At 71.7% G+C, this 12355-nt stretch carries 12 protein-coding genes; 7 read left to right on the top strand and 5 right to left on the bottom strand.

All coding sequences use genetic code 11. The annotated features are described in order from the left end of the window. The first annotated feature begins 310 nt into the window (after positions 1-310). Entirely contained in the window at positions 311-1297 is a 987-nt protein-coding gene (locus tag IE274_RS17180) for a heme o synthase (RefSeq protein ID WP_190116657.1), read from the top strand. A gap of 157 nt (positions 1298-1454) precedes the next feature. On the opposite strand, the gene IE274_RS17175 is transcribed toward IE274_RS17180, so the two are convergent. Beyond that, on the bottom strand, positions 1455-2720 hold the full coding sequence (locus IE274_RS17175; protein WP_190116656.1) for a class I adenylate-forming enzyme family protein: 1266 nt from the start codon (positions 2718-2720) through the stop codon (positions 1455-1457). 126 nt (positions 2721-2846) lie between these two features. Here IE274_RS17175 and IE274_RS17170 point away from each other — a divergent pair, with 126 nt between their 5' ends. Together IE274_RS17170 and IE274_RS17165 are read left to right on the top strand one after the other, a co-directional pair. After that, on the top strand, positions 2847-3242 hold the full coding sequence (locus tag IE274_RS17170; protein WP_229909608.1) for a hypothetical protein: 396 nt from the start codon (positions 2847-2849) through the stop codon (positions 3240-3242). A 100-nt stretch (positions 3243-3342) separates the two neighbouring features. Beyond that, positions 3343-4431 (top strand): amidohydrolase family protein, encoded by a 1089-nt coding sequence (locus IE274_RS17165; protein WP_190116655.1) that lies wholly within the window; start codon positions 3343-3345, stop codon positions 4429-4431. Positions 4432-4573: 142 nt separating this feature from the next. Here IE274_RS17165 and IE274_RS17160 read toward each other — a convergent pair whose 3' ends face one another. The 4 genes from IE274_RS17160 to IE274_RS17145 form a co-directional block, all read right to left on the bottom strand. Beyond that, on the bottom strand, positions 4574-5596 hold the full coding sequence (locus IE274_RS17160; RefSeq protein WP_190116654.1) for a COX15/CtaA family protein: 1023 nt from the start codon (positions 5594-5596) through the stop codon (positions 4574-4576). Positions 5597-5685: 89 nt separating this feature from the next. Continuing rightward, positions 5686-6402 (bottom strand): ABC transporter permease, encoded by a 717-nt coding sequence (locus tag IE274_RS17155; protein WP_233102951.1) that lies wholly within the window; start codon positions 6400-6402, stop codon positions 5686-5688. 71 nt (positions 6403-6473) lie between these two features. Next, complete coding sequence (locus tag IE274_RS17150; RefSeq protein ID WP_190116652.1) at positions 6474-7400, bottom strand: ABC transporter ATP-binding protein; 927 nt, start codon at positions 7398-7400, stop codon at positions 6474-6476. A gap of 174 nt (positions 7401-7574) precedes the next feature. Next, positions 7575-8378, bottom strand: a complete 804-nt coding sequence (locus IE274_RS17145; RefSeq protein ID WP_190116651.1) for an AAC(3) family N-acetyltransferase — start codon at positions 8376-8378, stop codon at positions 7575-7577. Positions 8379-8538: 160 nt separating this feature from the next. Between IE274_RS17145 and IE274_RS17140 the strand changes: the two genes are divergently transcribed. The 4 genes from IE274_RS17140 to IE274_RS17125 all read left to right on the top strand — a co-directional run bounded on the left by IE274_RS17140 (position 8539) and on the right by IE274_RS17125 (position 12351). Further along, positions 8539-9291, top strand: coding sequence for a helix-turn-helix transcriptional regulator (locus IE274_RS17140; RefSeq protein ID WP_190116650.1), 753 nt, complete (start codon positions 8539-8541; stop codon positions 9289-9291). Further along, entirely contained in the window at positions 9288-10709 is a 1422-nt protein-coding gene (gene sufB, locus IE274_RS17135) for a Fe-S cluster assembly protein SufB (RefSeq protein ID WP_190116649.1), read from the top strand. Before IE274_RS17140 ends, sufB begins: the two co-directional genes overlap by 4 nt. Positions 10710-10798: 89 nt before the next feature. Further along, positions 10799-12022, top strand: coding sequence for a Fe-S cluster assembly protein SufD (gene sufD, locus IE274_RS17130; RefSeq protein ID WP_190116648.1), 1224 nt, complete (start codon positions 10799-10801; stop codon positions 12020-12022). Continuing rightward, a complete protein-coding gene (locus IE274_RS17125) occupies positions 12019-12351 on the top strand; it encodes a bifunctional 3-phenylpropionate/cinnamic acid dioxygenase ferredoxin subunit (RefSeq protein WP_190116647.1) in 333 nt (110 codons plus the stop codon). The genes sufD and IE274_RS17125 overlap by 4 nt, the downstream gene beginning before the upstream one ends. The last annotated feature ends 4 nt before the right edge of the window (positions 12352-12355 follow it).

Below are 12355 nucleotides of genomic sequence, written 5' to 3'. Positions count from 1 at the left end.
GAACGTGCATTTTTTCGAGTCATTCCAGACTGCCGGGACCCGTCCCGATCCGCCTCCCGAAAGGGCTCCGCCGTATTCACCATGTGAATGCGCAACTGCTCATCTGGTCGCCTCATCCGCTTGCCGCACCGGTGTCCACACCGGGGCGAACCCGCCCACGAACTCCGCTCGTCTGGCCCCTCAACACGAACCCACCCCCGCGAAGGGCGAGGTATGGGCAACGTCTACAGTGGCGTGGTACGCGCGAGCCTTTACCGGATCTTCATGTCCGAACGTCCGACGCAGGGCTTGCTGGGAGTCTCTGTCAGGGGTGTGCGTGACGGCCGTTGAATCCCGTCCAGCGGGAGGGGGCACCTCCCACGCCGTTAAGGCAGTGGGGGAACTCGGGACGAGCCAGAACCCGAGCAACCGGCCGTTCGGGGCCCGAGTCAAGGCATTCGTGGCGCTGACCAAGCCGCGAATCATCGAGCTGCTGCTGATCACCACCGTTCCGGTGATGTTCCTCGCCGAGCAGGGGGTGCCCGACCTGACGCTGGTGTTCATCACCTGCCTCGGCGGCTACCTGTCCGCGGGCGGCGCCAACGCGCTGAACATGTGGTACGACCGCGACATCGACGCCCTCATGGAGCGAACGTCCCAGCGGCCGCTCGTCACCGGCATGGTCAGTCCCCGCGAGTGCCTCGCCTTCGGCATCACACTCGCCGTCGTGTCCACGCTGCTGTTCGGGCTCGCCGTCAACTGGCTGTCCGCCTGGCTGTCGCTCGGGGCGCTGCTCTTCTACGTGGTCGTCTACACGATGATCCTCAAGCGCCGAACCTCCCAGAACATCGTCTGGGGCGGCATCGCGGGCTGCCTGCCCGTCCTCATCGGCTGGTCGTCCGTCACCAACTCGATGTCCTGGGCGCCGGTCATCCTCTTCCTCGTGATGTTCTTCTGGACGCCGCCGCACTACTGGCCGCTGTCCATGCGGGTCAAGGAGGACTACGCGCGTGTGGGCGTGCCCATGCTCCCGGTGATCGCCTCCAACAAGGTCGTCGCGCGCCAGATCGTCCTCTACAGCTGGGTCATGGTCGCCGTCTCCCTGCTGCTCCAGCCCCTCGGCTACACCGGCTGGTTCTACACCGCGGTCGCCCTCACCACCGGCGGCTGGTGGCTGTGGGAGGCCCACGGCCTGCAGAACCGCGCGAAGTCCGAGGCGACCGGCGGCAAGCTCAAGGAGATGCGCCTCTTCCACTGGTCCATCACCTACGTCTCGCTGCTGTTCGTGGCGGTCGCGGTGGATCCCTTCCTGCGGTAGTCCGCGGCGGTTTCTCCGGTACGAGGGTGTGGCCCCCGTCGTCCTCAGGGCGGCGGGGGCCACACCTTTGCCAGCCGTCCCGGAGACCGGGCCTACCTGGAGACCCGGCCCACCCCCGGAGACCCGGCCCACCTGGAAGCCGTGCCCACCTGAGGATTCAGCTCTCCTGGAGATACAGGTAGCCGTCCCCGTCCAGCGCGGCCGCCCGGCCGGTGCGGAACCAGCCGTCCCGCAGCACCGCGTCCGTCGCCCGCTTGGCGCCGAAGTAGCCGCCGAACAGCAGCGGCCCCCGCACGTACAGCTCACCGCCCGCCACCCGCACCTCGCTGCCGGGAGCGGGCAGCCCGCAGCTCCCCGGCCTGCCCCGGCCGTCGGCGTGCTCCAGGACGGCGAGGTCACCCGTCTCGGCGGAACCGAGGACGGCGCGGGCGTGGGCCACCGGGGTCGCGGTGCGCACGGCCTCCAGGAGGCACGGCTCCACGGCGGTCGGCCGTCCCGACTCCACGTCGGCGTACCGCAGGCGGGTCAGGTGGTGGGGCGCCGTGTCCAGGACGCCCTCCCACGCGGACGGCGCGCAGACCAGCCCTTCCGCGCGGTGCGCCCGGACGGCCGCGCAGATCGCCACCGGTTCCGGGGTGCCGTCGCCCGCCGGCAGGACGACGGTGCCGCGCGCCTGCCACTGTCGCAGCACGGCGGCCCAGGCGGCCCAGCGGTCCAGGGGGAGGCCGCAGACCAGGGCGCCGCGCGGTTGCGGACGGCAGCCGGGGTGGGAGCGCAGCGTGCTCACGCGGTGCGAGAGGACGACGCCACGGAGGCGGTCGGAACCGGTGGCCCTGGCCGATCCGGTGGCCCCGGTGCCAGGTGCCCTGGTGGATCCGGGTGCCGCGCTGGATCCGGTGGTCCCGGTGGTCCCGGTGGTCCCGGTGGTCCCGGTGAAGAGGATCATGTGCGCGTCGGACTCCTCCGGCCCCGCCCCGAGCGGCCCCTCGGCCCCGCCGTCCGGCGTCCCGTCCTCCCGTACGTCCGTGAGGACGACATGACGTACCCCCGACCCCGCGGCCAGCCGTGCCCCCGACCCCGCCCGCGCCGCGTCCGTCACGAGCAGGCGCGGCCGGGCCGCCCGCACGATCCGCGCGACCCGCCCGGCCCAGGTGTCACCGGCGCCCGCGGCGACCGGCACGAACACCGCCCCGGTCCGCGCGGCCCCGGCGAAGGCGGCGAGGGTCTCCGGCGAGGCCCCGGCCGGGCAGACCACGCGGTCGCCGCGCCGTACGCCGTGGGCGGCCAGGTACCGGGCGGTCCGGTCGGCCGCCGCGTCCAGCTCCGCGAAGGTGAGCGCGCGGTCGCCGGTCACCGCGGCCACGCGGTGCGGGACGGCGCGGGCGGCGGACCGGAAGACCTCGCCGATCAGCAGTCCCGTCATGGCCCCTGGTCCTACCACGGGGCGGCACCGGGCGGAACGGGCGTGCGCGCCCCCGGCACGAGGGTGGCCGAGACCACGCCACCCGGGCGTCGCCGAATGATCTACCCGTCGGTAGCATCCTGTGCCATGGCAGACACGGAGCAGGTGACGGAGCAGGGCACCACGGGCTCGGGCGGTGGCGACGGCGCCGCGGCGAAGGCCGCCAAGGAGGCCGCCCGTGCCGAGCGCAGGGCCGCCAAGCTGGCCCGGCAGATCGGCGCGTTCGCGCGGGCGCACGGCGGCGCGGAGGGTCAGGTCGCGTACATCGGCGAGCGGGGCGCGCGGATCGTCCTCGTCGGGGAGGACGGCGGCTGGGGCGACCTCGTCGCGCCGAGCCACGCCATCGCGACGAGCGCCGTGGAGAAGGCCGGGATCACCGTCCACGAGGACTTCGACGGCGACTTCGCGGCCAAGGTCACGACCGGGCCGTACGAGTGGAAGCGCATGGCGGGCATCCAGATCGGCGGCCCCACGGGCGGCTGAGACACGCGCGGGGCGGGCACGGAGTGACACGGTGAGCAACACCTGACACCGGGGTCACCCGTTAGGACCGTAGGAACACGGTCCACGTCTGGGAGCCAGGATGATCGAAACCCCGTCCTTGGTGGACCAGCACTGCCACGGCGTCCTGCGCACGGAGCTGGGGCTCGGCACCTTCGAGGCCCACCTCGGCCGGGGCGAGGGCCCGCCCGCCCCCGGCACCACCTTCTTCGACACCCAGACCGGCTTCGCCGTGCGCCGCTGGTGCCCGCCGCTGCTCGGCCTCGAACCGCACTGCCCGCCCGCCCGCTATCTCGCCCGCCGCCGCGAACTCGGCGTCCTGGAGGCCGGGCGGCGGCTGCTGCGCGGCAGCGGCATCACCACCTACCTCGTCGACACGGGCCTGCCCGGTGACCTCACCGGACCCGGCGAACTCGCGTCGACCGGCGCCGCGCAGGCCCGCGAGATCGTCCGGCTGGAATTACTGGCCGAGCAGGTCGCCGACACCTCCGGCACCGTCGACTCCTTCCTCGCCAACCTCGCCGAGTCCGTGCACGGCGCCGCGCACGGCGCCGTCGCGTTCACCTCCGTCGCCGGGGTGCGCGCGGGCGAGGCCCTCGCCTGCGAACCGCCGGGGCCGGGGGAGGTGCGCGGCGCGGCCGGACGCTGGCTCGCCGGGCGGCAGGTGGGCGGCGAACTCGCCGACCCGGTGCTGCTGCGGCACCTGCTGTGGATCGCGGTCGCCTCCGGCCTGCCCCTGCAACTGCACACCGGCGCCGCCGACCCGCAGTGCTCCTTCGGCGACTTCGCCCGCGCCACCGCCGGGCTCGGCACCGACCTGGTGCTCCTGCACGGCTATCCGCACCACCGCGCGGCGGCCCACCTCGCCGGTGTCTTCCCGCACGTGTACGCCGACTTGGGCTCCGCGCTCGTCCGGACCGGGGCGCGCGCGGCGGCCGTCCTCGCCGAGATCCTGGAGCTCGCGCCGTTCGGCAAGCTGCTGTTCTCCAGCGGCGCGCAGGGATTGCCCGAGCTGCACGTGGTGGGGGCGCAGTTGTTCCGGGAGGCGCTCGGGCGGGTGCTCGGGACGTGGGTCGCGGAGGGCGCGTGGTCGCTGACGGACGCGCAGCGGGTGGCGGGGCTGATCGCGGCGGGGAACGCGCGGCGGGTGTACGGGCTCGTAGGCGACTGAAGCGACTGAAGCGACTGAAGCGACTGAAGCGACTGAAGCGACTGAAGCGACTGAAGCGACTGGGACGGCTGCTACGGCTGAGGGGTGAGCGGCCGACGGCGGTGCGTTCGGCGGTGCGTTCGGTGGTGCGTCCGGTGGTCCGTCAGACCGACGACAGCTGCGAGTCGTCCGCCTGCGTCGGTACCTCCGCCTTGGGCTGCGGCCGCTCCCGCAGGGACAGCAGCACCCGCAGCACTCCGATCCACACCAGGCACGAGCCCAGCATGTGCGCGGCGACCAGGACCTCCGGCAGGTCGGTGAAGTACTGGACATAGCCGATCGCACCCTGCGCCAGCAGGATGAGGAACAGATCGCGGGTGCGGGTCAGCGGGCCGCGCGGGGCGTCCACCGCCTTCAGGACGAACCACAGCGCGAACGTCAGCGTCACCACGATCCACGCCAGGACGGCGTGCAGCTTGGTGACGCCCTCCCAGTCCAGGCCCACGGCGCCGACGTTCATGCGCGGTACGTCGCTGGAGTCGCCCGCGTGCGGACCCGCGCCGGTCACGACCGTGCCGACCGCGATGAGCAGCACCGTGACACCGGCCAGGACCCACACCAACTGGGCGACGGCCCTGCCGACGAGCGGACGCGGCTCGGAGTCGCCCTCGCGGGTGCGCTGCCAGGTCGCCGTGGCGACCGCGATCAGGGCGGTGGAGAGCAGGAAGTGCGCCGCGACGGTGTACGGGTTGAGGCCGACGAGCACGACGATGCCGCCGAGCACCGCGTTGCCCATGACCAGCCAGAACTGCGTCCAGCCGTACCGGGTCAGGCTCCGCCGCCACGGCTTCTGCGCGCGCATGGTGATGATGGCCCAGCCGACGGCGGCACAGAGCACGTACGTCAGCATGCGGTTGCCGAACTCGACGACCCCGTGGAAGCCCATCTCGCTGGTCGCGGTGAGGGATTCGTCGGTGCACTTGGGCCAGGTCGGGCAGCCGAGACCGGAGCCCGTCAGGCGGACGGCGCCGCCGGTGACCACGATCACGCACGTCATCACGAGCGAGATCAGTGCCGACTGCTGCACGGTCCGCTGCGTCGGGGTCCAGCGCTCGGCGATGAAGGCGAGCGGATTGCGCACGAATTGAGCGACGTCGGCTCGGGTCACGTTTGGCACGGGCCCCATCGTAGAAGGCCGCTTGTGCACGCCTTCACGAGGGGGACGTATCCGCTCCATTTGTGGCGCAGGTTACGCCGGTGGGTGACGCCGGCCGCCTACTCCCAGCGGAAGAACCGCCCCGCCGCGCCGAGTCCCACGACCGACCACACGGCCAGGATCCCGAGGTCCGCCCACGGCATCGCGGCCCCGTCCTGGAGGACGTCCCGCAGCCCGTCCGAGAGCGCCGAGATCGGCAGCAGCCCGAGCGCCGACTCGACGGCGCCGGGGAACTTGTCGAGCGGCACGATGACGCCGCCGCCGACAAGGAGGAGCAGGAAGACCAGGTTGGCGGCGGCAAGCGTCGCCTCCGCCTTGAGCGTTCCGGCCATCAGCAGGCCGAGCCCGGAGAAGGCGGCCGTGCCGAGGACCAGGAGCAGCAGCACGGCGAACGGGTTGCCGTGCGGCGACCAGCCGAGCGCGAAGGCGATCGCCGTGAGCAGCGCGATCTGCAGGACCTCGGTGACGAGCACCGAAAGGGTCTTGGCGGTCATCAGGCCCCAACGCGGCAGCGGCGAGGCGGCCAGGCGCTTGAGGACGCCGTAGCGCCGCTCGAAGCCCGTGGCGATGGCCTGCCCGGTGAAGGCCGTCGACATCACGGCGAGGGCGAGGACACCGGGGGTCAGGAAGTCGACGGCCTTGCCCTCGCCCGTGTCGACGATGTCGACCGCGCTGAACAGGACGAGCAGCAGTGTCGGGATGACGACGGTGAGCAGCAGCTGTTCGCCGTTGCGCAGCAGCATCTTGGTCTCGAGCGCGGCCTGCGCGGCGATCATGCGGGGGAGCGGGGCGGCGCCCGGCTTCGGCGCGTACGTACCGGGCGTGCCCGTGGTGCCGGTGGTACTGGTCACGACCGCAGCTCCTTACCCGTGAGCTCCAGGAAGACGTCTTCGAGGGTGTGGCGTTCGACCGAGATCCGGTCCGGCATGACGCCGTGCTGGGCGCACCAGGAGGTGACGGTGGCGAGCAGCTGGGGGTCGACGGTGCCGCTGACGCGGTAGGCGCCGGGGGTGAGTTCGGCGGCGGCGGAGTCCGGGGGCAGGGCCTTGAGGAGGGAGGCGACGTCGAGGCCGGGGCGGCCGGTGAAGCGCAGGGTGTTCTCGGCGCCGCCCCGGCACAGCTCGTCGGGGCTGCCCTGGGCGATGACCTTGCCCGCGTCGATGACGGCGACGTCGTCGGCGAGTTCCTCGGCCTCGTCCATGTGGTGGGTGGTGAGGATCACCGAGACGCCGTCGGCGCGCAGGTCGCGGACCAGGCTCCAGGTGGCCCGGCGTGCTTGCGGGTCGAGGCCCGCGGTCGGCTCGTCGAGGAAGACCAGGTCGGGCCGTCCGACCACGGCCATGGCGAGCGCGAGGCGCTGCTGCTGGCCGCCGGAGAGGCGCCGGTAGGTGGTGCGGCCGCAGGAGTCGAGGCCGAGGCGTTCGATGAGGGCGTCGACGTCGAGGGGGTGCGCGTGCAGCTTCGCGACGTGCCGCAGCATCTCGTCGGCGCGGGCGCCGGAGTAGACGCCGCCGGACTGGAGCATCACGCCGATGCGGGGCCGCAGCGCGGCGGCCTGCCGGACCGGGTCGAGGCCGAGGACGCGGACCTCACCGGCGTCCGGCCTGCGGTAGCCCTCGCAGGTCTCGATGGTGGTGGTCTTGCCGGCCCCGTTCGGGCCGAGCACGGCCGTGACGGCGCCCGCGCGGACGTCGAGGTCGAGGCCGTCCACCGCGGTCTTCTTCCCGTACCGCTTGACCAGACCCACGGCCTGGACGACGGACTCAGTTCCCATGCCGGGAAGTCTAGAGAGGGGCCGGGCGTCCACGGCCAGGGGGGCCGGGCCGGGTCAGAAGGGGCCAAAGGCGCCCTTCGCCCTGGTCGGACCGGGCCCTGGAGCTGTCGGAAGGGGACGTGTCCGGTCGGATCCGGGCGCCGCGGCGTGGGCGGCTCAGCCCGCGCGGGCGCCTCAGCCCGTACGAGGCCGATGCTCCGCCAGCCACGCCTGCGCGTACGCCACCGCCTCCGCCAGCGGGAAGAGCCGGACCGTCGCCGCCCCCACCCGGCCCCGCGCCACCGCGCGCTCCCGCTCGAAGGCCGCGCCCAGCTCGTCGAAGCGGTGGTCGGTGATCGAGGGCTCGCGCACCGTCAGCCAGCGGCGGCCGTCGGCGGTCATGGCGGCGAAGGAGTTGTCGACGAGGGGTGCGGGAAGCCGGTACTCGGCCAGGTGGAAGGCCGTGCAGGAGTCGAAGCCCGCGCCCAGGAGCAGCACCCGCGCCCCGGCCCGTTCGAGCTTGGCCAGGGGGCTGCGCTCGCCGAGGCGGCAGTCCAGGGCGTGGCCGTCGGTCAGGGCGGCGGCGCGGGGGCCGACGGCGGCGAAGGAGGTCTGCGGGTGGGCGCTGCGGACGGCGCCGGGCCAGGTGCGGACGGTCTCCGGGACGACGCCGACGCCTCGGGTGCGGGCGGTGCGGGGGTCGTAGGCGGGCATCGTGGCGCGGATGGCGGGCCACCAGGAGGCGGGCACCGGCGGGTTCTCCCACTCGGAAGGATCCGAGTTGTCGCTGGACTGCGCGGGCACCACCAGGGTGCCCTCGTCACCCAGACAGTCGAACAGTGCGAGGACGACCGCCTCGGCGCCGCCGTTGACCCAACCGAGCGAGCGGAGCGAGGAGTGCACGAGAAGGGTCTCGCCCTGGCTCACGCCGAGCGCGCGCAGTTCGTCCGCGAGGGACTCACGGGTGCACAAAGGGCCGGTGGGAGGGGGTGCGGGCATGTTCGGGAGTCTTCCCGGCCGGTCGGGAACGCGCCACCGAATTGATCGATCAATGATCGTTTCCGCAGGTCAGCTTAGGTATGCCTAAGTGACGTAGCGCACCGAACAGTGATCCGGGCGCGGGTTGTCAGGCTCTGAGGAATTACGCAACAATGGCGTTGTGAAAAACGTTGGCGAGGCTCGGGAGACCCCCACGGGGGCCCCTCAGGAAGAGCTCGCGACCAGGGAGCGGTCGACACGCAACCGGGTCGCGCGCTCCATCCTGGACCACGGCCCGTCCACCGTGGCCGACCTCGCGGGCCGCCTCGGCCTGACCCAGGCCGCCGTCCGCCGCCACCTCGACTCGCTCGTCCAGGAGAACGTGGTCGAGGGCCGCGAGAAGCGCGTCTACGGCGCCCGGACCCGAGGCCGCCCGGCCAAGGTCTTCGCCCTGACGGACTGCGGCCGCGACGCCTTCGACCAGTCGTACGACAAGCTGGCCGTCGACGCCCTGCGCTGGATCTCCGATACGCACGGCGAGACCGCGGTCGTGGACTTCGCCCGTGCCCGCATCGCCGAGCAGGCCAAGGCCTACCGCGTGGCGATGGACGCGGCGCCCCCGGAGCACCGGACCGACGCGCTGGCGAAGGCATTGACCGCCGACGGGTACGCTGCTACGGCGCGCAGCGCGCCGGTGGGCGAACAGCTCTGCCAGCACCACTGCCCGGTCGCCCATGTCGCCGAGCGGTATCCGCAGCTGTGCGAGGCGGAGACGGAGATCTTCTCCGCGCTGCTCGGGACCCACGTCCAGCGCCTGGCCACCATCGCCCACGGCGACGGCGTCTGCACGACGTACATCCCAGGCGGCACCCCGCACACCGCACAAGCCACCGAAGAAGCATCCACAAGCACGGCCGGGAGGAACCCCGCATGACTCTCCCCACGGAGACCGCCCACCCTGAGCTGGAGGGCCTGGGCAATTACGAGTACGGCTGGGCCGACTCCGACGCGGCCGGTGCCGCCGCCAAGCGCGGCCTGGGCGAGGACGTCGTCCGGGACATCTCGGCGAAGAAGTCCGAGCCGGAGTGGATGACCAAGCTGCGCCTGAAGGGCCTCCGGCTCTTCGACAAGAAGCCCATGCCGAACTGGGGCTCGGACCTCTCCGGCATCGACTTCGACAACATCAAGTACTTCGTGCGCTCCACGGAGAAGCAGGCGGCGTCCTGGGAGGACCTGCCCGAGGACATCAAGAACACGTACGACAAGCTCGGCATCCCCGAGGCGGAGAAGCAGCGCCTCGTCGCCGGTGTCGCCGCCCAGTACGAGTCCGAGGTCGTCTACCACCAGATCCGCGAGGACCTGGAGGAGCAGGGCGTCATCTTCCTGGACACCGACACGGCGCTGAAGGAGCACCCGGAGCTCTTCAAGGAGTACTTCGGCACGGTCATCCCCGTCGGTGACAACAAGTTCGCGTCGCTGAACACCGCCGTCTGGTCCGGCGGATCGTTCATCTACGTCCCCAAGGGCGTGCACGTCGAGATCCCGCTCCAGGCCTACTTCCGCATCAACACGGAGAACATGGGCCAGTTCGAGCGGACCCTGATCATCGTGGACGAGGACGCCTACGTTCACTACGTCGAGGGCTGCACCGCGCCGATCTACAAGTCGGACTCGCTGCACTCCGCCGTCGTGGAGATCATCGTCAAGAAGGGCGGCCGCTGCCGCTACACGACGATCCAGAACTGGTCGAACAACGTCTACAACCTGGTCACCAAGCGCGCCGTGGCGTACGAGGGCGCGACCATGGAGTGGATCGACGGCAACATCGGCTCCAAGGTGACGATGAAGTACCCCGCCGTCTACCTGATGGGCGAGCACGCCAAGGGCGAGACCCTGTCCATCGCCTTCGCGGGCGAGGGCCAGCACCAGGACGCCGGCTCCAAGATGGTCCACATGGCGCCGAACACGTCCTCCAACATCGTCTCCAAGTCGGTGGCCCGCGGCGGCGGTCGTACGTCGTACCGAGGCCTCGTCGAGATCGGTGAGGGCGCCGCCGGATCGAAGTCCAACGTGCTCTGCGACGCGCTGCTCGTCGACACGATCTCGCGCTCGGACACCTACCCCTACGTCGACGTCCGCGAGGACGACGTCTCCATGGGGCACGAGGCCACCGTCTCCAAGGTCTCCGACGACCAGCTCTTCTACCTGATGAGCCGCGGCATGACCGAGTTCGAGGCCATGGCCATGATCGTGCGCGGCTTCGTCGAGCCGATCGCCAAGGAGCTGCCCATGGAGTACGCCCTGGAGCTGAACCGGCTGATCGAGCTGCAGATGGAGGGTTCGGTCGGTTAACCCCGGCCGCGTCCCGGTCGGCCGACACCGGCCGGGCCCCCGCAGCAGCGACTGACTTCTTTACGCAGAGAGAGAGCACGACGACAGCCATGGCTGAGGCTCAGAACTCCCCCAAGCCCTCGACTTCGCTCGGGCAGGGGGGACCCCCATCGGTGGGCAGCTCCACCACCGCCGGATCGATCGCGGTGGCCGCCGAGTCCACCGTCGCCACCCGCATGAGCGCGCCCCCGTCCTTCGACGTGGCGGACTTCCCGGTCCCGCACGGCCGCGAGGAGGAGTGGCGGTTCACGCCGCTGGAGCGCCTGCGCGGGCTGCACGACGGCACGGCGGTCGCCGAGGGTGGCATCCGCGTCGAGGTGACCGCCCCGGCGGGCGTCACCCAGGAGACCGTCGGCCGGGACGACGCGCGCGTCGGCAAGGCCGGCAAGCCCGTCGACCGCGTCGCCGCCCAGGCGTTCTCGTCCTTCGAGAAGGCCTCGGTCGTGTCCGTCCCCAAGGAGACGGTGCTCACCGAGCCCATCCGGATCGCCGTGCACGGCGAGGGCGGCACCGCCTTCGCGCACCAGGTGATCGAGCTGGGCGCGTTCGCCGAGGCCCTCGTCGTCATCGACCACACCGGTGACGCCGTGCTCGCCGCCAACGTCGACTTCGTCGTCGGCGACGGCGCCAAGCTCACCGTCGTCTCCGTCCAGGACTGGGACGACAAGGCGGTGCACGTCGCCCAGCACAACGCGCTGATCGGCCGCGACGCCACCTTCAAGTCCGTCGTCGTCACCTTCGGCGGCGACCTGGTCCGGCTGCACCCGCGCGTCACCTACGCGGGCACCGGCGGCGAGGCCGAGCTCTTCGGCCTGTACGTCACGGACGCGGGCCAGCACCAGGAGCACCGCCTCCTGGTCGACCACACCACCCCGCACTGCAAGTCCAACGTCGTCTACAAGGGCGCGCTCCAGGGCGACAACGCCCACGCGGTGTGGATCGGCGACGTCCTCATCGAGGCCGCCGCCGAGGGCACGGACACCTACGAGATGAACCGCAACCTGGTTCTGACCGACGGCGCCCGGGTCGACTCGGTGCCGAACCTCGAGATCGAGACCGGCGAGATCGTCGGCGCCGGCCACGCCTCGGCGACCGGCCGCTTCGACGACGAGCAGCTCTTCTACCTGCAGTCCCGCGGCATCCCGGAGGACGAGGCCCGGCGCCTGGTCGTCCGCGGCTTCTTCGCCGAGCTGGTCCAGCAGATCGGCCTGCCGGACGTCGAGGAGCGCCTCATCGCGAAGATCGAAGAGGAGCTGGAGGCGACGGTCGCATGACCTTCGACGGCGCCCGATTCATTCGGGCCTGTGGACTGAGCGAGCTGGCGGAGGACACCCCCAAGCGGGTCGAACTCGACGGCACGCCGGTCTCGGTCGTCCACACCGAGGGCGAGGTGTTCGCGATCCACGACATCTGCTCGCACGCGAACGTCTCCCTCTCCGAGGGCGAGGTGGAGGACTGCCAGATCGAGTGCTGGCTGCACGGTTCCGCCTTCGACCTCCGCACCGGCAAGCCGTCCGGCCTTCCCGCGACGCGCCCCGTCCCCGTATACCCCGTAAAGATCGAAGGGGACGATGTGCTCGTCTCCGTCACCCAGGAGTCCTGAGGCA

This window comes from Streptomyces flavofungini (assembly GCF_014650815.1).
Classification (GTDB): domain Bacteria; phylum Actinomycetota; class Actinomycetes; order Streptomycetales; family Streptomycetaceae; genus Streptomyces; species Streptomyces flavofungini.
The sequence above is the reverse complement of the archived record's forward strand: the minus strand, read 5'-3'. Positions and strand labels throughout refer to the sequence as shown.